The following is an 18,625-nucleotide window of genomic DNA, read 5'->3' as shown; positions in this document are numbered from 1 at the left end:
AAGTCTGGTTGAAAGACCGATCAAGCCTCTGCTAGTGCCATGTAATCAAGCGTAACGGGAGTTTTCAGAATGAGCGTCGATAGGCCGCGTCCGCTGGTTGCGGGCAACTGGAAAATGAACGGGCTGAGGTCCTCGGCCAAGGTCCTGAGCGAAATTCATGCCGGTTACACCCCTGGCCTCAAGGCTAAGGTCGATCTCCTCGTCTGCCCTCCTTCAACGCTGCTCCATGTCTTCGCCCTGGCATCCGTGGGCTCGAGGGTCGCCGTCGGCGGTCAGGATTGCCACGCGAAGGAGCTCGGCGCGCATACCGGCGACATCTCCGCCGAGATGCTGGCGGATGCCGGAGCGACCTACGTCATCGTCGGCCATTCCGAGCGCCGCCAGTTCCATGGCGAGAAGGACGCGGATGTCTGCGCGAAGGCGGTCTCCGCACACAGGGCGGGCCTCACCGCCATCGTCTGCATCGGCGAAACGCGGCAGGAGCGTGAGGCCGGGAAGACCCTGAACGTGGTCCGCAAGCAGCTGCGCGGCTCGATTCCGGTCGATTCCAATCCACAGAACCTTGTGGTCGCCTACGAGCCGGTCTGGGCCATCGGCACGGGCCTGACGCCCACCGCGGCGGACGTGGCCGAAGTCCATGCCCTGATCCGGGACGAACTGCGCCGCCTCGTCGGCAAGGCCGAGGCGCCGAAGGTCCGCATTCTCTACGGTGGTTCGGTGAAGCCCTCGAATGCGGCCGAGCTGATGGCTGTGGAGAACGTCAACGGCGCTCTCGTCGGCGGCGCCAGCCTCGGCGCAGCCGATTTTCTGGCCATTGCCGGAGCCTATCTGGGCTGAGGGTGTCAAAAGGGGTCTTGTGGGTCTTTGATCCTGGGCACACCTATGCTAAGGCCGCCGCAACGAACGGATTGCGAGCGGCTGACGCCCTGTGGCTCAGCCGCTTGAGGTTTATGGAACGATGCAAACAGTTCTCATCATTATCCACCTGATCATCGTCCTGGCACTGATCGGGGTGGTTCTCCTGCAGCGCTCCGAGGGCGGCGGCATGGGCCTCGGCGGCGGTGGCGGAGGCGGGGGCGTCTCCGGCTTCATGACCGGGCGCGGCCAGGCCAATGCGCTCACCCGCGCCACGGCGATCCTGGCGGGTCTCTTTTTCCTGACCAGCCTTGCGCTCACGGTCCTGGCGACGACGAACCGGGCCCCCAGCTCGATTCTCGACGGCGCCGCTCCGGCGGCCCCGGCCGGCGGCAACGTGCTCCAGCAGCTGCAGCAGCTCCAGGGCGAGCAGCCGGCAGCGCCGGCTCCTGAGGCTCCCGCCGTACCGGCACCCGCGCCGGTCCCGACGGCGCCGCAGGTGCCTCAGTCACAGTAAGGTGACGCTCAGGGCCGGAACTTCCGGCCCTCTCTTTTTGTGTGGATGGTCAGAGATCAGCTCGGTTCGCGATTGCGAATCGGCTCTCTTTATTAATGGATAGGGGTCCATGACGCGGTACGTATTCATCACCGGCGGCGTGGTGTCTTCGCTCGGCAAGGGCTTGGCTTCGGCAGCCCTCGGAGCGCTTCTCCAGGCTCGTGGCTACAAGGTCCGGCTTCGCAAGCTCGACCCATATCTCAACGTCGATCCGGGGACGATGAGCCCCTATCAGCACGGCGAGGTCTTCGTCACCGATGACGGGGCCGAGACCGACCTGGATCTGGGCCATTACGAGCGCTTCACCGGCGTGCCGGCCACCAAGGCCGACAACATCACCACCGGGCGCATCTACCTCGACATCATCACCAAGGAGCGGCGCGGCGATTATCTCGGCGCCACCATCCAGGTGATTCCGCACGTTACGAACGCCATCAAGGACTTCGTGCTCACCGGCAACGAGGGCTTCGACTTCGTCCTGGTCGAGATCGGCGGCACAGTGGGCGACATCGAGGGCCTGCCGTTCTTCGAAGCCATCCGCCAGCTCGGCAACGACCTCCCGCGCGGGCGGGCGATCTATGTTCACCTCACCCTGCTGCCCTTCATTCCGTCCGCAGGCGAGCTGAAGACGAAGCCGACCCAGCACTCGGTGGCGGAGCTGCGCTCCATCGGCATTCAGCCCGATATCCTGCTCTGCCGCACGGACCGCGAGATCCCGAGGGACGAGCGGCGCAAACTCGGCCTGTTCTGCAACGTTCGCGAATCCGCCGTGATCGAGGCCCGCGACGCCCGCTCCATCTACGACGTGCCGCTGGCCTATCATGAGGCCGGGCTCGACAACGAGGTTCTGGCCGCTTTCGGCATCGAGAGCGCGCCCAAGCCCGATCTCACCCGCTGGACCCGCATTTCCGACCGGGTCCACAACCCGGAAGGCGAGGTCACCATCGCCGTCGTGGGCAAGTACACGGGCCTCAAGGACGCCTACAAGTCGCTTATCGAGGCGCTTCACCACGGCGGCATCGCCAATCAGGTGAAGGTGAACCTGGAATGGATCGAGAGCGAGATCTTCGAGAATGAGGATCCGGCTCCCTTTCTCGAAGGCATCCACGGCATCATGGTGCCCGGCGGCTTCGGCCAGCGTGGCGCCGAGGGCAAGATCCGGGCGGCCCGCTTCGCCCGCGAGCGCAAGGTGCCGTATTTCGGCATCTGCTTCGGCATGCAGATGGCGGTCATCGAGGCGGCGCGGTCGCTTGCCGGGATCGAGAATGCCAGCTCCACCGAGTTCGGCCCGACAGACGAGCCGGTCGTCGGCCTGATGACCGAGTGGCTGCGCGGCAACGAGCTCGAGAAGCGCGCGGCCGGCGGCGACCTCGGCGGCACCATGCGCCTCGGCGCCTTTCAGGCGGCGCTCGAGTCGGGCAGCAAGGTGGCCGAGATCTATGGCGGCACGGACATCTCCGAGCGCCACCGGCACCGCTACGAGGTCAACATGACCTATCGCGACCGCCTGGAGGCGAAGGGGCTTCGCTTCTCCGGCGTCTCGCCGGACGGCATCCTGCCGGAGATCGTGGAATACGAGGACCATCCCTGGTTCATCGGCGTCCAGTATCACCCCGAGCTGAAGTCGCGCCCGTTCGAGCCGCATCCGCTCTTCAAGAGCTTCATCCACGCCGCCGTGGTGCAGAGCCGGCTGGTCTGACGTTGACCTGAGCCGTCGCGACTCCAGCTTTGCAGGGGCGTGATAAACAGGAAAAATGCCATGCCCCGCCGGATCGATCATCTCGTCGTTGCCGTTCGCGACCTGGACCAGGCCGCCAATTTCTACCGGCGGCTCGGCTTCCAGGTCGGCGCGCGCAACCGCCATCCCTGGGGCACCGAGAACCGGCTGATCCAGCTGCCGAACGCCTTCATCGAGCTGATCGGAATCGGGGAGGGCGCGCAGATCGCCCCGCACGAGCAGGGCCGCTTCAGCTTCGGGGCCTTCGTCCGGGACTACCTGGACCATCGCGAGGGCCTCGCCATGCTGGTCCTCGACAGCCAGGACGCCGAGGCCGACGCCGTGCTCTTCGCCGAGAAGGAAATCGGCTCCTTCGAGCCCTTCCACTTCGAGCGCCAGGGGAAGAAGCCCGACGGCTCGGAGACTCGGGTCGCCTTTACCCTGGCCTTCGCCCGGCTGGAAAAAGCTCCTCGCGCGGGCTTCTTCGTCTGCCAGCAGGATTACCCGGAAAACTTCTGGAACCCGGCCTTCCAGCGCCACGACAACAGGGCCACGGCCTTCGCAGCCGTGGCGCTCGCGGCTCCCGATCCGGAGCGCCTAGGAGGATTCCTGACGGCCTTTACCGGGGCGGAGCCCCGCAGCTCGGAGGCGCACGACCTGTCCTTCAGCCTCACGGGAAGCCACCTCGACGTGATCACGCCAGACGACGCCGCCGAGATCTACGGGTCTGTGGAAGCGGAGATGGACCAGCCGTCCTTCGTCGCCTTCGCCGTCCGGGTCGAGGATCTCGGCCATCAGGCGAAGCTCATGGATGGAGAAGGCGTGCCCTACCAGCATATCGGGACCAGGCTCGTCGTGCCGGCGAGCGCGGCCTTTGGAGTCGCGATCGCGTTCGAAGAAACGTAATATTCACCCTTTCCAGCGAAAATTCGATAGAACCGATTCTTGGGGGACTATCGTGACTTCATCTCTGGCGGGGCTGCCCGACTTCTTCATCTTCTTCGTCATTGCGACCGCGCTGGTGGGGCTTTATCTCGCCACCTACACCTTCGCGACGATGCACAACGAATTCGCGCTCATCCGGCAGAACGTGATCTCGGCGGCGACGGCCCTGGGCTTCAGCCTCGTCGGCTTCGCCCTGCCGCTCGCCAGCGCCATCGTCCATGCGCAGACCATCGTCGACTGCCTCGTCTGGGGCCTCGTGGCCCTGTCGGTGCAGATCGCCGTCTACTGGCTCGTGCGGGTGGTCATGCCCAACCTCTCCGAGCGGATCGCGGCAGGTGAAATGGCGGCTGCGCTCTTCCTGGGAGCCGCCTCCCTCTCCGCCGGCATCATCAACGCCGCGGCGATGACGTTCTGAAGCCCCGGCGCGACGACACATCGCCGCTTTGCTTGGCCCTTCAAAAAGGCTAGTGACGGCGCATGACCGATACGAAACAGCAAACCGTCGTCAGCGCCGGCTCCGTCCGGTTCGGCAACCGCCTTCCGCTCAGCATCATCGCCGGGCCTTGCGCCATGGAAAGCCGCGATCACGCGCTTGAAATGGCCGCGGCCCTCAAGGAGGTCGCGGGGAGGCTTGGGCTGGGGCTGGTCTACAAATCCTCCTTCGACAAGGCGAATCGGACCTCGATCGCCAGCGCCCGGGGCATCGGCCTCGACAAGGCGCTCTCGATCTTCGCAGAGGTCAAGGAGCGCTTCGGCCTGCCTGTTCTCACGGACGTGCATGAGAACGATCAATGCGCCCCCGTGGGCGAGGTGGTCGACATCCTCCAGATCCCCGCCTTCCTCTGCCGCCAGACCGACCTTCTGGTCGCTGCGGCGAAAACCGGCCGGGTCGTCAACGTGAAGAAGGGCCAGTTCCTGGCCCCCTGGGACATGGCGAACGTGGCCGCGAAGGTGAGGGTGGCGGGCAATTCCAACGTGATGCTCACCGAGCGTGGAGCGTCCTTTGGCTACAACACGCTGGTCTCGGACATGCGGGGCCTCCCCATCATGGCGGAGACCGGCGCGCCGGTGATCTTCGACGCGACCCACTCGGTGCAGCAGCCGGGCGGCCAGGGCGCGACCTCCGGCGGCCAGCGCGAATTCGTTCCGGTCCTCGCCCGTGCGGCGGTGGCGGTCGGCGTGGCAGGCGTCTTCATCGAGACGCACGAGGACCCGGACAAGGCTCCCTCCGACGGCCCTAACATGGTGCCGCTGAAGGAGCTGGAGCCGCTTCTCGCCCAATTGATGGCTTTCGACGCGCTGGCGAAGGGGCAAACGCCTTAACGTCCGCAGCTTGCTAGCTGAGGAGGCTGCGGGGCGACCATCTCGAAGGACGAGGGCGTCTCCCGTGCTCTCTGGTCATCCTTCGAGACGCAGCCTGCATCTGCTCCTCAGGATGAGGCTGGTTTTCGGACGAGCGCCATGACCGTGGAGGAGGGCAGGTCTGCCTTACCGCCGCTCGCCTTTCCGCAAGGGAGTGCTATGGATTAGGAAGCTTTCCTCAGCGCGCAAGGCTCCATGTCCCCCGGCAATCTGATCCTGATTCTCGCCACCAGTGGTTTTGCGGGCACGTTCTCCTCCCGCGCCGTCGAGCCCATGGTCGGGATCATCGCCCAGGACCTGAATTCGAGCGTCCAGACCATCGCGCTCCTCTCCGCCGCCTTCGCGCTGCCTTACGCCTTCATCCAGCCGATCCTCGGCCCCATCGGCGATGCGCTCGGCAAGGAGCGTGTGATGAAGGTGGCCCTGTCGCTGCTCTTCCTTGCGCTGGCAGGCTCGATCTTCGCTCCCGACACCACCACGCTCTTCGGGCTTCGCATCCTGGCGGGCGCGGCGGCGGGCGGATCGGTTCCGCTCTCGATCGCGCTCATCGGCGACCGTGTGGAACTGGCCCGGCGGCAGGTGGCGCTCAGCCGCTATCTGGTGGCGGTGATCGTGGGTCAGCTGGCAGGCTCCGCCTTCGCCGGTTTGCTGGCGGAACTCATCGGCTGGCGTGGCGTCTTCACCCTTTCCACCGTCATGATGGGCGCCGCTCTTGCCGCGACCTTCATCGGTTTCAGAGGCGCGGTCGGAGGCGGACGGTTCGATCTGGGGCAGGCGCTGGCCCGCTACCGGGCCATCCTGTCCAATCCGCGGGCGCTTACGCTCTTCGGCCTTGTCTTCGTCGAAGCCACGGCGGTTTTCGGCATCTTCCCCTACATCGCGCCGCTTCTCGAGCAGCGCGGCGAAGGCGGGGCTGCGGAGGCGGGCTTCGCCCTCGGCGGCTTTGCTGTCGGCGGCCTTCTCTATTCGGCGCTCGTCGCCTGGATGCTGCGGCGGCTGGGCATCGGGAGGATCCTGATGGGTGGAGGATTCTTCGCCGGACTGGCCCTGGTGATCCTGGGATTCGCCGGAGACTGGACGCTCGATGCCGTCGCCATGATCCTCCTGGGCCTCGGCTTCTACATGCTCCACAACACCTTCCAGGTGCAGGTGACGGAGGTCGCTCCGGGAGCGCGCGCCTCGGCGGTCGCGCTCCATGCCTTTTCGTTCTTCTGCGGTCAGGCGCTCGGCGTCGTGTTCATGGGCTTCGGCCTCCGCACTGTCGGCCTCTCCGCCTCGACGGGCCTCGCCGCCTTCGTGATCCTGAGCGTCGGCCTGACCGCTTCCTACGTGCTGATGCGGCCCGCCGCTCAGCGGGCGCGGTAGGGCGCGACGCCCTGGTCCGGGAGCCAGAGGTTCTTCGGCAACTCGCCCGTCTGCCAGAACACGTCGATGGGGATGCCGCCGCGCGGATACCAATAGCCGCCGATGCGCAGGTAACGGGGCTCCAACAGTTCGGCCAGTCTCTTGCCGATGGCCACCGTGCAGTCCTCATGGAACGCGCCGTGGTTGCGGAAGCTGTGCATGTAGAGCTTCAGCGACTTGGACTCCACGAGCCACGGCCCCGGCGAATAGTCGATCACGAGGATCGCGAAATCGGGCTGGCCGGTGACCGGGCAGAGGGAGGTGAATTCCGGCACCGTGAAACGAGCGAGATAATCGGTGTCGGGATGCGGGTTCGGGACCCGGTCGAGCTTGGCCTCTTCCGGGGTTTGGGGCAGGGCGCTCGCCTGACCGAGCTGGAGGTTCGTGTCCGTCACTCTATTTCGCCTTGGATCGAGGGTTGAATTGCTCTTTGGATCGAGGGTTGAATTGCTCTTGCCGTCCTTGCCCACCTGGATATTTCGGTCAATAACCCAGCCCATGACGTGAGGCCGCACCGGCCGCTGCTCAAGCCTTCAGGAGTCGTCCTTCATGACTGCGATCATCGACGTATTCGCCCGCCAGATCCTCGACAGCCGCGGCAATCCCACGGTCGAGGTGGACGTGACCCTGGAAGACGGCTCCATGGGCCGCGCCGCCGTGCCTTCGGGCGCCTCCACCGGCGCCCATGAGGCGGTGGAGCTGCGAGACGGCGACAAGTCTAAATATCTCGGCAAGGGCGTGCTCAAGGCGGTGGACGCCGTGACCAACGAGATCCTTGACGCCATCGGCGGCCTGGATGCGGAAGAGCAGGTCCTCATCGACGAGACCATGATCGAGCTCGACGGCACCCCGAACAAGGCGCGTCTCGGCGCGAATGCCATTCTCGGCGTCTCGCTCGCTGTCGCCAAGGCTGCCGCCGATGCCGCCGCTCTGCCGCTCTACCGCTATGTGGGCGGCACGCAGGCCCGCGTCCTGCCCGTGCCCATGATGAACATCATCAATGGCGGCGCGCATGCGGACAACCCCATCGACTTCCAGGAATTCATGATCATGCCCGTCGGCGCGCCGACGATTGCCGACGCCGTGCGCATGGGCGCCGAGGTGTTCCACACCTTGAAGAAGGCCCTCAAGGATTCAGGCCACAACACGAATGTGGGCGACGAGGGCGGCTTTGCCCCGAACCTGCCTTCCGCCGAGGCGGCTCTCGACTTCATCATGAAGTCCGTCGAGCAGGCGGGCTACAAGCCGGGCCAGGACATGGTCATCGGCCTCGACTGCGCCGCCACCGAGTTCTTCAAGGACGGCGCCTACCATTATGAAGGCACCGGCCAGAAGCTCTCGCCCCAGCAGCAGGCCGAGTACCTGGCGAAGCTCGTTTCCGCCTATCCCATCGCCACCATCGAGGACGGGATGTCCGAGGACGACTGGGAGGGCTGGAAGGCCGTCACCGACCTGATCGGCTCCAAGTGCCAGCTCGTGGGCGACGATCTCTTCGTCACCAACGTGAACCGCCTCTCGCAGGGCATCCGGCAGAGCGTCGCCAACTCGCTGCTGGTCAAGGTCAACCAGATTGGCTCGCTGACCGAGACGCTCGCGGCCGTCGATATGGCTCACCGGGCGGGCTACACGGCCGTCATGTCCCACCGCTCGGGCGAGACGGAGGATTCCACCATCGCTGACCTCGCGGTCGCGACGAATTGCGGGCAGATCAAGACCGGCTCGCTCGCCCGGTCCGACAGGTTGGCCAAGTACAACCAGCTCATCCGCATCGAGGAGGAACTCGGCTCCCAGGCCCGCTATGCAGGCCGGGCGGCGTTGAAGGCTCTCGCTTAAGAGTGTTCGCCGCAAAGGTGACAGGAAAGCCGCCTTCGGGCGGCTTTTCTTTTGAGCGGGACGCAGTCCTCTTCCGTCAGAGCCATTTCAGGAAAAGTGGGAACCGGTTTTCCATCTGAAATGGCGACAAACGAAAGGCCTCTAGAGCGGGTTGCGATTCCACCGGACGCAACCCGCTCTAGAGGCGCGCAGCGTCGCTCATCCTCAACTCCTCCTTAACCATGACCGGGTAAGACTCGGGCGCATGGTAATCCGCAGGCGCGCACGTCGATTCTTGATCCCGCTGATGCTCTACAGCGTCTCGGCGGCGGTGGTCGGCTATTTCGTCCACCACGCCCATAGCGGTGCCCGCGGCATCGAGGCCCAGCAACGGTATGAAAGCCAGGTGGCGGAGCTTTCCGCGGAGCTGGAATCTTTGAAGACGAGGCGGACCGATTGGGAGCGGCGCATCGCGCTTCTGCGCAGCGATCAGATCGACAGCGACCTTCTTGAGGAGCGGGCGCGGCTCATGCTGGGACGTGTGCACCGCAACGATCTCGTGATCATCACCGGGCCCGATCCTTAGCCGAAATATTCTGCTTAACTGAACTTCGGTTCATCAAAAATATGCGTTTTGGAGCAGAGGGTTGCGGCGTTCACCGTATCGTCTGATACACCGTTCGCGCCTCTCGCTTTCCGATTTCGACTGCGCTACAACTTTCGTCGAGGAAACCCTTCGGAGGACCCGATGGCTGTTGCTGCCCGCAAGGCGGGCCGTGCCGCGTCCGGCACGGCTAACAAGTCCACTTCCAACAAGAGCTCCACGCGAGGAGCTGCTCCCAATACCCCCCAATTCGAGAAGAGCCAGGATCTGGCGGCCTACAACGACATGCTGCTGATCCGCCGCTTCGAGGAGAAGTCCGGCCAGATGTACGGCATGGGCCTGATCGGCGGCTTCTGCCACCTCTATATTGGCCAGGAAGCCGTCGTCGTCGGCATGCAGATGGCGACGAAAGAGGGCGACCAGGTGATCACCGGCTACCGGGATCACGGCCACATGCTCGCCTGCGGCATGGACGCGAAGGGCGTCATGGCCGAGCTGACGGGACGCCGCGGCGGCCTGTCCAAGGGCAAGGGCGGCTCCATGCACATGTTCTCCAAGGAGAAGCATTTCTATGGAGGCCATGGCATCGTCGGCGCGCAGGTCTCTCTCGGCACCGGCATCGCCTTCGCGAACCATTATCGCGAGAACGGCAATGTCTGCCTGACCTATTTCGGCGACGGCGCGGCCAACCAGGGCCAGGTCTATGAGAGCTTCAACATGGCGGCTCTCTGGAAGCTCCCGGTCGTCTATGTGATCGAGAACAACCGCTACGCGATGGGCACGTCGGTGAACCGCGCCTCGGCCCAGACCGACTTCTCCAAGCGCGGCCTCTCCTTCGGCATCCCCGGCGAGCAGGTGGACGGTATGGATGTCCGCGCGGTCTACGCCGCCGGCCAGCGGGCCATCGAGCATGCCCGCTCGGGCAAGGGCCCCTACATCCTCGAGATGCAGACCTACCGCTACCGCGGCCACTCCATGTCCGATCCTGCGAAGTACCGCACGAAGGACGAAGTGACCCGCATGCGCGAGGAGCACGACCCCATCGAGCAGGTGCGCCGCCGTCTGCTGGAGAGCTGGAAGCTGTCCGAGGACGAGCTGAAGGCCATCGACAGCAAGGTGCGCGAGATCGTCAACGAGGCGGCCGAGTTCGCCACGCACGATCCTGAGCCCGATCCGTCCGAGCTCTACACGGATATTCTCCTGTAAGCGGTGCGTCTCGCGCGCCGTTCCCCAGCATCTCGCCGCAGCGACAATCACAACGAGTCTTCAATGGCGATCGATATTCTCATGCCCGCCCTCTCGCCCACCATGGAGCAGGGCAAACTGGCCAAATGGCTGAAAAAGGAAGGCGACAAGGTCAAGCCCGGCGACGTGCTGGCCGAAATCGAAACCGACAAGGCGACCATGGAGGTCGAGGCGATCGACGAGGGCGTCCTCGCCAAGATCCTGGTCTCCGACGGCACCGACAACGTCGCCGTGAACACGCCCATCGCGGTGCTGGCGGGCGAGGGCGAGGACGTGTCCTCGGCTGCTTCCCGTGCGCCGGCTCAGGGCGGCGGCGAGCCGCCTCCCGCGCCGGGACCGAGCGCGCCGCAGCAGGCTCCCGTGCCTGACATGCAGGCGGAAGGCATGGCCGAGCGGCCCGCTCCTGCAGAGCGTCCGCAGCAGGCGGATCTGTCCGTGCCGGCCGCGCCGTCGGTCATCACCAACCGCACAGGCTACAACGCCATGGCCGAGATCCCGGAAGGCACCGAGATGGTCAACATGACCGTCCGCGAGGCCCTTCGCGACGCCATGGCCGAGGAGATGCGCAACGACGGCGCCGTCTTCGTCATGGGCGAGGAAGTGGCCGAGTACCAGGGTGCCTACAAGGTGACCCAGGGCCTGCTGCAGGAATTCGGCGCCAAGCGCGTCGTCGATACGCCGATCACGGAGCACGGCTTCGCGGGCGTCGGCGTCGGCGCGGCGTTTACGGGTCTCAAGCCCATCGTCGAGTTCATGACCTTCAACTTCGCCATGCAGGCGATCGACCAGATCATCAACTCGGCGGCCAAGACGCTCTACATGTCGGGCGGCCAGCTCGGCGCGCCCATCGTGTTCCGCGGCCCGAACGGCGCTGCGGCCCGCGTGGCGGCGCAGCACAGCCAGGACTTCACGGTCTGGTACTCGCAGATCCCCGGCCTGAAGGTCATCGCGCCCTACATGGCCGCCGACGCGAAGGGCCTCCTGAAGAGCGCCATCCGCGATCCGAACCCGGTGATCTTCCTCGAGAACGAGATTCTCTACGGGCAATCCTTCCCCGTGCCGAAGCTCGACGACTTCACCATCCCCATCGGCAAGGCGCGCATCCACCGCGAGGGCAAGGACGTCACCATCGTCTCCTTCTCCATCGGCATGACCTATGCGCTCAAGGCCGCTCAGGAGCTGGAGAAGGAAGGCATCGACGCCGAGGTCATCGACCTTCGCACCATCCGTCCGATGGACACCGACACCATCATCGCCTCCGTCATGAAGACGGGCCGCTGCGTGACGGTGGAGGAAGGCTTCCCGCAATCCGGCGTCGGCGCCGAGATCGCCATGCGCATCATGGAGAACGCGTTCGACTATCTCGACGCGCCCGTGGCCCGCGTGACCGGCAAGGACGTGCCGATGCCTTACGCCGCGAACCTCGAGAAGCTCGCCCTGCCGAATGTCGGCGAGGTCGTCCAGGCGGCGAAGGCCGTCTGCTACAGGTGACATCATGGCTGAACGGAAATTCGAAGCCCTCAACGTTCCGCCTGACGCTCAGGAAAAGGGCGGCATCGAAATCCTGAGGGCTTCGGTGGTCGAGGGGGCGGTGAGCATCGCGCTGCGCCGCGCCTTCGACGATCCGTTCACCTGGGGCGTGCTCCTGGTGGATCTCGCCCGTCACGCCGCGCGTGTCTACGCCATGGAGACGGACCTCTCGGAGGAGGAGGCCATGGCCGAGATCACGGCAGGCATCCAGGCCGAGCTGGACGATCCGTCCGATCCCGGCTCCACGCAGGCCATCAACTGAGTTTTCTCAAGTCAGGATTCTAAAACGCCATGCCCATCAACATCCTGATGCCCGCGCTTTCGCCCACCATGGAAAAGGGCAACCTTGCCAAGTGGCTAAAGAAAGAAGGCGACGCGGTGAAGTCCGGCGACGTGATCGCCGAGATCGAGACCGACAAGGCCACCATGGAGGTCGAGGCGGTGGACGAGGGCGTCCTCGCCAAGATCGTCGTGCCGGAAGGAACGGCCGACGTGCCCGTCAACCAGGTCATCGCCTTAATCGCAGGCGAGGGCGAGGACCCGAAGAGCGTCACGGCTCCCGCAGGCGGCGGCGCTCCGGCTCCCGCGCCGAAGGCCGAGGCCGCGCCCGCTGCCCCGGCATCCGCGCCGCAGCCGCAGGCCAACACCGTGCCGGGCGATGCTTCCGCGCATATGTCCTATGCCCGCGTCGATCAGGCTCCTGCAGGCCCGGCTCAGGCAGGCAAGCCCAACGGGGCAGGGCAGCAGCGGGGCGGCGGCAATCGCGTCTTCGCCTCGCCGCTCGCCAAGCGCATCGCGCGGGAAGCGGGCATCGACATCGCCTCGGTCCAGGGTTCGGGCCCGCATGGCCGCATCGTGGAGAAGGACGTGCGCGCCGCGCTCCAGGGCGGCGGCGCGAAGCCTGCCGCGGCTCCGGCCACTGGCACACCTGCCGCGAAGCCCGTGCAGCCTCCGGTCCTCGCGTCGAGCATGGGCGCGGATCAGGTCAAGGCCATGTTCGAGGCGGGCACCTACGAGGAAGTGCCGCTCGACGGCATGCGCAAGACCATCGCCAAGCGCCTCGTCGAGTCGAAGCAGACGGTGCCGCATTTCTACCTGTCGCTCGATTGCGATCTCGATGCGCTGATGAGCCTGCGCGAGCAGATCAATGCGGCGGCCTCCAAGGACAAGGACGGCAAGCCCGCCTACAAGCTCTCGGTCAACGACTTCGTGATCAAGGCGCTCGCCGTCGCGCTCCAGCGCGTTCCCAACGCCAACGCGGTCTGGGCCGAGGACCGCATCCTGAAGATGAAGCATTCGGATGTGGGCGTGGCGGTCGCCATCGAAGGCGGCCTGTTCACGCCGGTCGTGCGCAGGGCCGAGACCAAGACGCTCACCGCGATCTCGGCGGAGGTGAAGGACATGGCGGGCCGCGCCCGCAACCGCCGCCTGAAGCCGGAGGAATACACGGGCGGCTCGACTGCCGTGTCCAACCTCGGCATGTACGGCATCAAGGACTTCCAGGCCGTCATCAACCCGCCTCACGGCACGATCCTCGCCGTCGGCGCGGGCGAGCAGCGGGTTGTGGTCAAGAACGGCGCCCCCGCCGTCATTCAGGCCATGACCGTGACGCTCTCCTGCGATCACCGCGTGGTCGATGGCGCGCTGGGCGCGGAGCTGCTGGCCGAGTTCAAGCGTCTCATCGAGAACCCTATGGGGATGCTGGTGTGAGACAAGGCTCCACCCTTTTCCCTCCCCCTCGCGGGGAGGGGCAGGAGTGGGGGTCGTGACGCATGCTCGCTCTGACAGAACGCGCAATGTCCTGGAACCAACCGCCAGCAAAGCCGGTATCGGCTCGCGCGGCTCAAAACGCGAAAGCTCTCCGGCGGGTACTGACCGAGCCGGAAGAACGCCTCTGGTGGCATCTGAGAAATCGATTGCCTCTGGACGACACGCATTTCCGCCGGCAGGTCCCTATCGGCTCCTATGTCGCCGATTTCTGCTGTCTCGGGGCAAAGCTGATCGTCGAAGTCGATGGCGGTCAGCATACGACGGATGAAGCCGCCGCTTACGACACCCGGCGCACAACTTACCTCGCGAGCCAGGGATTCTCAGTTCTGCGGTTCAGCAATGCTGATGTGATGCAGAACATGAACGTCGTGCTCGACACTATCCACGCGGCGCTTGTCCGCACCACCCCCACCCCTTACCCCTCCCCGCAAGGGGGAGGGGAGTTGGAGACGTAAATGGCAAACCAATACGACATCATCGTCATCGGCGGCGGGCCGGGGGGCTATGTGGCGGCGATCCGCGCGGCGCAGCTCGGGTTCAAGACCGCGGTGATAGAGCGCGAGCATCTCGGCGGCATCTGCCTCAACTGGGGCTGCATCCCGACCAAGGCGCTGCTGCGTTCGGCCGAGATCTACCATTACATGGAGCACGCCAAGGATTACGGGCTGTCGGCGGAGAAGATCGGCTTCGATGCGGCCGCCATCGTGAACCGTTCGCGCGGCGTTTCGGGCCGTCTCAACGGCGGCGTCGGCATGCTGCTGAAGAAGAACAAGGTCGACGTGATCTGGGGCGAGGCCTCCATCTCCAAGCCGGGCGAGGTGGTGGTCACCGCTACGAAGAAGCCCGCCATGCAGCCGCAGGCTCCCGCGCCGAAGGGCATTCTGGAGCCGGGCACCTATCAGGCGAAGCACATCATCGTCGCCACCGGCGCGCGTCCCCGCGCGCTGCCCGGAATCGAGCCCGACGGCAAGCTGATCTGGACCTATTTCGAAGCCATGGTGCCGCCTTCCATGCCGAAGTCCCTGCTGGTCATGGGCTCCGGGGCCATCGGCATCGAGTTCGCCTCCTTCTACCGCACCATGGGTGTCGAGGTGACGGTGGTCGAGGTGATGCCGCAGATCCTGCCCGTCGAGGATGCGGAGATCGCAGGGCTTGCCCGCAAGCGCTTCGAGAAGCAGGGCGTGAAGATCCTGACGGCTGCGAAGATCACGAAGGTGGAGAAGAGTGCGAACTCCATCACCGCCACCATCGACGACGGCAAGGGTACGCAGACCATCACCGCCGAGCGGATGATCTCCGCCGTCGGCGTCGTCGGCAACATCGAGAATTTGGGCCTTGAAAAGATCGGCGTGAGGATCGAGCGCGGCGTCGTGGTCACCGACGGCCTCGGGCGCACCAACGTGCCCGGCATCTATGCCATCGGCGACGTGGCGGGCCCGCCCATGCTGGCGCACAAGGCCGAGCACGAGGGCGTCATCTGCGTCGAGACCATCAAGGGCCTGCACACGCACGCCATGGACAAGGCGAAGATTCCGGGCTGCACCTATTGCAACCCACAAGTGGCATCGGTCGGTCTCACCGAGGCCAAGGCGAAGGAGCAGGGCTACGACATCCGCGTCGGCCGCTTCCCCTTCGTCGGCAACGGCAAGGCGATTGCGCTGGGCGAGCCGGAAGGTCTCGTGAAGACGATCTTCGACAAGAAGACCGGCCAGCTTCTGGGGGCGCACCTGATCGGCGCGGAAGTGACCGAGCTGATCCAGGGCTTCGTGATCGCCATGAACCTGGAGACGACGGAGGAGGAGCTCATCCACGCCGTCTTCCCGCATCCGACGCTCTCCGAGACCATGCACGAGAGCGTCATGGATGCCTATGACCGGGTGATCCACATCTAAGGCTCTCGGCCGTGTGGGGCGTTCTCTTCCTCCTCTGCGTCCTCGCGGCCCTCATCGCGTTCCGCATTTCGCGCAAACCCAGTCGGCCCTGGCGTCGGCTGGGTTTTCTGTTGGGCGTCCTTGCATCCCTGCTCGCCGTACCCGTCGGCCTCGTCGCCGCTTTCGGAGCCTTCATGTGCTCGTCCGAAACGACGGGGGAGGGACTGCTTGCGGAACGCAGCCTCCTCTGGTCATCGAGCGCCACGGCTGCGGCGCGACCACGGCCGGCATTTATACGGTGCGCCTCGGCCCCTACGATTGGTGGAGCCACACGATTCTCAGGGCTGAGGCCTTCCCGGTCCCGCGCTCCGTCGAAGCGGCGGGGGAGGGCGCGGTGCGCATCCTCATCGACCCCGACAGCGCAGGCGAGAACGCGCCGCCGGAAGGGCTGATCGTTCCGGTCGCGGATTCCGGTAGGCCTGCCAGGGCCCTGTCCTTTGCCCGGGGAATCCCGGAATAGGAGGCCCCTCCCGTGCATTGACCGGCAAGGCGACGAGCGGCAGGCTCGGGGCGTTCCGAGTCGAAGGAGAGACCCATGGCGGAGCAGGATGTCGTGCGCGAAGGCGAGTGCCGGTGCGGGCAGGTGTGCTTCCGGGTCCGGGGCGCGCCCATCCTCACGATGGCCTGCCACTGCACCGGGTGCCAGCGCATGACCGCGAGCGCCTTCTCCTTGAGCGTGGTCTATCCCAGCGCAAGCTTCGAGGTGCTGCAGGGCGAGCCGGTGATCGGCGGCCTCCACGGCACCACGCGCCACCTCTTCTGCCCCCATTGCATGAGCTGGCTTTTCACCCGCCCCGAGGGCCTGGACGATTTCGTCAATGTCCGCGCCACGATGCTGGAGGATGCGGGGAGCTTCACGCCCTTCATGGAGACCTATACCTGCGAGGCCCTGCCTTGGGCGAAGACGCCGGCTCTCCACAGCTTCGAGAAGTTTCCGCCCATTGAGCGCTATCCCGATCTGGTAGCGGAGTTCGCGCGCCAGCAGGTGGGATAGATTGGCGCTTTCACCCGCTCCGGCGGGTGAGCGCGGGCGGTGCTGAACGAGGCGCCAGCTTTTCCAGCTGTGNATACCTGCGAGGCCCTGCCTTGGGCGAAGACGCCGGCTCTCCACAGCTTCGAGAAGTTTCCGCCCATTGAGCGCTATCCCGATCTGGTAGCGGAGTTCGCGCGCCAGCAGGTGGGATAGATTGGCGCTTTCACCCGCTCCGGCGGGTGAGCGCGGGCGGTGCTGAACGAGGCGCCAGCTTTTCCAGCTGTGATCCCCGGCGGTCCGCAGGACCGGGAAGGGGATCCAGTGGCAGCGCGTGCGAGGGGGATTCCCTTCCCCTCCGCTGCGCTTCGGCCGGGAATGACACTCCCCAGAACTGACGCCGCCCCCCCGTCATCCCCGGCCCAGATGGGGTATTCGGCCTGCCGTCGGTGCCTCCCATTTCCATAGTGAGAAGAGCCGCGCCTCAGGCTGATGGTACAACAAGGTCGTGGAGAGCGGCCTCAGTGGGAGAAGCGCAGCATGAAGCACTACGCGGGTTTGGATATCTCGGTCAAAGAGACGTCGGTATGCATCGTGGATGAGACGGGCAAGATCTGCCGTGAGATCAAGGTCACCAGCCATCCAGAGGACCTTCTCAAGCTCCTGCAGGATCCTGCCTGGCACTTCGGGCGCATCGGGCTTGAGGCGGGCCCGCTCTCCCAATGGCTCTTCGATGGGCTCGCCAGGGCAGGCTTGCCCGTCGTGTGCATCGAGACCCGACACACCAAGGCCTTCCTCAAGGCCCAGGTCAACAAGACCGACCGCAATGATGCCCACGGCATTGCCCAGATGATGCGGGTCAACCTGTTCCGACCCGTTCACGTCAAGACGCTGGCGAACCAGAAGCGCCGTGCGCTGCTGACCGCCCGCAAGCTCTTGCAGGAGAAGGCGATTGCCATTGAGAACGACATCCGTGGCCTGCTTCGCAACTTCGGCCTCAAAGTCGGGGTGGTCGGCGCGGGCAAGTTCGAGGCCCGCATTCATGAACTCGCCGAGAGCATGCCTGACCTGATGGGAATCATGCAGCAGCTGCTGGAAGTCCGCCGGTCCTTACGCGAGCACTTCGCGGCTCTGCACCGCAAGCTGCTGGCGCTGGTCCGGGATGACGAGGTGTGCCGGCGTTTGATGACGGTTCCTGGAGTGGGTCCCGTGGTGGCGCTGGCCTTTGTGGCGACGATTGACATCCCAGCGCGGTTCCGGCGTTCCAAAGCGGTGGGACCTGCCCTCGGGTTGACTCCGGTCCTGCACCAATCCGGAGAAAGCAATCGGATTGGTCGCATCTCGCTCTGCGGTGATGGCATGTTGCGAACCCTGCTGTTTGAAGCAAATCAAACCATGCTCACTCGGGTGAGCAAGTGGTTCTGGCTGAAGGCTTGGGCCATGAACGTGGCCAGGAGGCGTGGGGGACGAAAGGCCGTTGTCGCGCTCGCCCGGCGATTGGCGATCATTTTGCATCGGATGTGGTGCGATGGGACCGAGTTCCGCTGGACGAAGGCGGTTCAGGTGGCATGATCGCACCGAGTTGACCAGTCAAACGAAGCAGAAACACAAGGTTCCGCCGCAAGGCGGATGTCTGTCCCTTGCGGGACGATGAATGAAGTGAGTCCGCACCCGGCGCTTGTACCTTGCGCATCATCGTTGCAGAAGGACGCGGCCCAGATCGTTCCACTTCATTCTTCTGACCCCATGGTGGAACGGCCGCTGCGCCGATTCCGGAGAGAAGCGAGAACCCGCAGGACAGCCACCACTAGGGAGCCGAAGAGATGGAAAGTGCTTGACTGAATCGGCCGAATAGAGAAGTGCCGGTGATCCCGAAGGAATGTTCTCAATTTGTTCTTTACTGTGGGGACAAGCTTTGCTATAA

Annotated in this window: 19 protein-coding genes; 18 read left to right on the top strand and 1 reads right to left on the bottom strand. The window is 65.1% G+C overall.

The window, feature by feature from the left end; all coding sequences use genetic code 11:
* The first annotated feature begins 69 nt into the window (after window positions 1-69).
* From tpiA to LG661_RS19890, 7 genes are all read left to right on the top strand, one after another.
* Complete coding sequence (gene tpiA / locus LG661_RS19920) at window positions 70-837, top strand: triose-phosphate isomerase (RefSeq protein ID WP_230533700.1); 768 nt, start codon at window positions 70-72, stop codon at window positions 835-837.
* A gap of 121 nt (window positions 838-958) precedes the next feature.
* Window positions 959-1,372, top strand: coding sequence for a preprotein translocase subunit SecG (gene secG / locus LG661_RS19915; protein WP_230533699.1), 414 nt, complete (start codon window positions 959-961; stop codon window positions 1,370-1,372).
* Between the two features lie 109 nt (window positions 1,373-1,481).
* Window positions 1,482-3,110 (top strand): CTP synthase, encoded by a 1,629-nt coding sequence (locus tag LG661_RS19910; RefSeq protein ID WP_230533698.1) that lies wholly within the window; start codon window positions 1,482-1,484, stop codon window positions 3,108-3,110.
* A 60-nt stretch (window positions 3,111-3,170) separates the two neighbouring features.
* On the top strand, window positions 3,171-4,034 hold the full coding sequence (locus LG661_RS19905; RefSeq protein WP_230533697.1) for a VOC family protein: 864 nt from the start codon (window positions 3,171-3,173) through the stop codon (window positions 4,032-4,034).
* A gap of 52 nt (window positions 4,035-4,086) precedes the next feature.
* Window positions 4,087-4,488: a DUF350 domain-containing protein gene (locus LG661_RS19900; RefSeq protein ID WP_230533696.1), complete on the top strand. Its 402-nt coding sequence runs from the start codon at window positions 4,087-4,089 to the stop codon at window positions 4,486-4,488.
* Between the two features lie 62 nt (window positions 4,489-4,550).
* A complete protein-coding gene (gene kdsA, locus LG661_RS19895) occupies window positions 4,551-5,396 on the top strand; it encodes a 3-deoxy-8-phosphooctulonate synthase (protein WP_230533695.1) in 846 nt (281 codons plus the stop codon).
* 234 nt (window positions 5,397-5,630) lie between these two features.
* Window positions 5,631-6,800 carry an MFS transporter gene (locus LG661_RS19890; protein ID WP_230533694.1) on the top strand — a complete coding sequence of 390 codons (1,170 nt, stop codon included), beginning with the start codon at window positions 5,631-5,633 and terminating at the stop codon, window positions 6,798-6,800.
* Here LG661_RS19890 and queF read toward each other — a convergent pair.
* Window positions 6,785-7,234 carry a preQ(1) synthase gene (gene queF / locus LG661_RS19885; RefSeq protein ID WP_230533692.1) on the bottom strand — a complete coding sequence of 150 codons (450 nt, stop codon included), beginning with the start codon at window positions 7,232-7,234 and terminating at the stop codon, window positions 6,785-6,787. The genes LG661_RS19890 and queF overlap by 16 nt on opposite strands.
* A gap of 154 nt (window positions 7,235-7,388) precedes the next feature.
* Here queF and eno point away from each other — a divergent pair, with 154 nt between their 5' ends.
* The 11 genes from eno to LG661_RS19830 all read left to right on the top strand — a co-directional run bounded on the left by eno (window position 7,389) and on the right by LG661_RS19830 (window position 18,273).
* Window positions 7,389-8,672 (top strand): phosphopyruvate hydratase, encoded by a 1,284-nt coding sequence (eno, locus tag LG661_RS19880; protein ID WP_230533691.1) that lies wholly within the window; start codon window positions 7,389-7,391, stop codon window positions 8,670-8,672.
* A 244-nt stretch (window positions 8,673-8,916) separates the two neighbouring features.
* A complete protein-coding gene (locus LG661_RS19875; RefSeq protein ID WP_230533690.1) occupies window positions 8,917-9,237 on the top strand; it encodes an FtsB family cell division protein in 321 nt (106 codons plus the stop codon).
* 162 nt (window positions 9,238-9,399) lie between these two features.
* Window positions 9,400-10,461: a pyruvate dehydrogenase (acetyl-transferring) E1 component subunit alpha gene (gene pdhA / locus LG661_RS19870; protein WP_230533688.1), complete on the top strand. Its 1,062-nt coding sequence runs from the start codon at window positions 9,400-9,402 to the stop codon at window positions 10,459-10,461.
* A 63-nt stretch (window positions 10,462-10,524) separates the two neighbouring features.
* Window positions 10,525-11,991 carry a pyruvate dehydrogenase complex E1 component subunit beta gene (locus LG661_RS19865; RefSeq protein WP_230533687.1) on the top strand — a complete coding sequence of 489 codons (1,467 nt, stop codon included), beginning with the start codon at window positions 10,525-10,527 and terminating at the stop codon, window positions 11,989-11,991.
* Between the two features lie 4 nt (window positions 11,992-11,995).
* A complete protein-coding gene (locus LG661_RS19860) occupies window positions 11,996-12,292 on the top strand; it encodes a DUF5076 domain-containing protein (RefSeq protein ID WP_230533686.1) in 297 nt (98 codons plus the stop codon).
* A 29-nt stretch (window positions 12,293-12,321) separates the two neighbouring features.
* On the top strand, window positions 12,322-13,740 hold the full coding sequence (locus LG661_RS19855; RefSeq protein ID WP_230533684.1) for a pyruvate dehydrogenase complex dihydrolipoamide acetyltransferase: 1,419 nt from the start codon (window positions 12,322-12,324) through the stop codon (window positions 13,738-13,740).
* A gap of 62 nt (window positions 13,741-13,802) precedes the next feature.
* Window positions 13,803-14,255 (top strand): endonuclease domain-containing protein, encoded by a 453-nt coding sequence (locus LG661_RS19850; RefSeq protein ID WP_322098895.1) that lies wholly within the window; start codon window positions 13,803-13,805, stop codon window positions 14,253-14,255.
* Window positions 14,256-15,692, top strand: coding sequence for a dihydrolipoyl dehydrogenase (gene lpdA / locus LG661_RS19845; protein ID WP_230533682.1), 1,437 nt, complete (start codon window positions 14,256-14,258; stop codon window positions 15,690-15,692).
* 175 nt (window positions 15,693-15,867) lie between these two features.
* Window positions 15,868-16,191 carry a hypothetical protein gene (locus LG661_RS19840; RefSeq protein WP_230533680.1) on the top strand — a complete coding sequence of 108 codons (324 nt, stop codon included), beginning with the start codon at window positions 15,868-15,870 and terminating at the stop codon, window positions 16,189-16,191.
* A gap of 75 nt (window positions 16,192-16,266) precedes the next feature.
* Entirely contained in the window at window positions 16,267-16,725 is a 459-nt protein-coding gene (locus LG661_RS19835) for a GFA family protein (protein WP_230533678.1), read from the top strand.
* Between the two features lie 516 nt (window positions 16,726-17,241).
* On the top strand, window positions 17,242-18,273 hold the full coding sequence (locus LG661_RS19830) for an IS110 family RNA-guided transposase (protein WP_230533677.1): 1,032 nt from the start codon (window positions 17,242-17,244) through the stop codon (window positions 18,271-18,273).
* The last annotated feature ends 352 nt before the right edge of the window (window positions 18,274-18,625 follow it).

Origin of the sequence: Microvirga roseola (genome assembly GCF_020866965.1) — a bacterium.
Classification (GTDB): domain Bacteria; phylum Pseudomonadota; class Alphaproteobacteria; order Rhizobiales; family Beijerinckiaceae; genus Microvirga; species Microvirga roseola.
This window is presented reverse-complemented; position numbering and strand designations above follow the sequence as displayed.

Excerpts from the sequence above, each read along its gene's own strand:
- tpiA (WP_230533700.1), top strand. The coding sequence starts at position 70 with ATGAGCGTCGATAGGCCGCGTCCGCTGGTTGCGGGCAACTGGAAAATG.
- secG (WP_230533699.1), top strand. The coding sequence starts at position 959 with ATGCAAACAGTTCTCATCATTATCCACCTGATCATCGTCCTGGCACTG.
- LG661_RS19910 (WP_230533698.1), top strand. The coding sequence starts at position 1,482 with ATGACGCGGTACGTATTCATCACCGGCGGCGTGGTGTCTTCGCTCGGC.
- LG661_RS19905 (WP_230533697.1), top strand. The coding sequence starts at position 3,171 with ATGCCCCGCCGGATCGATCATCTCGTCGTTGCCGTTCGCGACCTGGAC.
- kdsA (WP_230533695.1), top strand. The coding sequence starts at position 4,551 with ATGACCGATACGAAACAGCAAACCGTCGTCAGCGCCGGCTCCGTCCGG.
- LG661_RS19890 (WP_230533694.1), top strand. The coding sequence starts at position 5,631 with ATGTCCCCCGGCAATCTGATCCTGATTCTCGCCACCAGTGGTTTTGCG.
- eno (WP_230533691.1), top strand. The coding sequence starts at position 7,389 with ATGACTGCGATCATCGACGTATTCGCCCGCCAGATCCTCGACAGCCGC.
- LG661_RS19875 (WP_230533690.1), top strand. The coding sequence starts at position 8,917 with ATGGTAATCCGCAGGCGCGCACGTCGATTCTTGATCCCGCTGATGCTC.
- pdhA (WP_230533688.1), top strand. The coding sequence starts at position 9,400 with ATGGCTGTTGCTGCCCGCAAGGCGGGCCGTGCCGCGTCCGGCACGGCT.
- LG661_RS19865 (WP_230533687.1), top strand. The coding sequence starts at position 10,525 with ATGGCGATCGATATTCTCATGCCCGCCCTCTCGCCCACCATGGAGCAG.
- LG661_RS19860 (WP_230533686.1), top strand. The coding sequence starts at position 11,996 with ATGGCTGAACGGAAATTCGAAGCCCTCAACGTTCCGCCTGACGCTCAG.
- LG661_RS19855 (WP_230533684.1), top strand. The coding sequence starts at position 12,322 with ATGCCCATCAACATCCTGATGCCCGCGCTTTCGCCCACCATGGAAAAG.
- LG661_RS19850 (WP_322098895.1), top strand. The coding sequence starts at position 13,803 with ATGCTCGCTCTGACAGAACGCGCAATGTCCTGGAACCAACCGCCAGCA.
- lpdA (WP_230533682.1), top strand. The coding sequence starts at position 14,256 with ATGGCAAACCAATACGACATCATCGTCATCGGCGGCGGGCCGGGGGGC.
- LG661_RS19835 (WP_230533678.1), top strand. The coding sequence starts at position 16,267 with ATGGCGGAGCAGGATGTCGTGCGCGAAGGCGAGTGCCGGTGCGGGCAG.
- LG661_RS19830 (WP_230533677.1), top strand. The coding sequence starts at position 17,242 with ATGAAGCACTACGCGGGTTTGGATATCTCGGTCAAAGAGACGTCGGTA.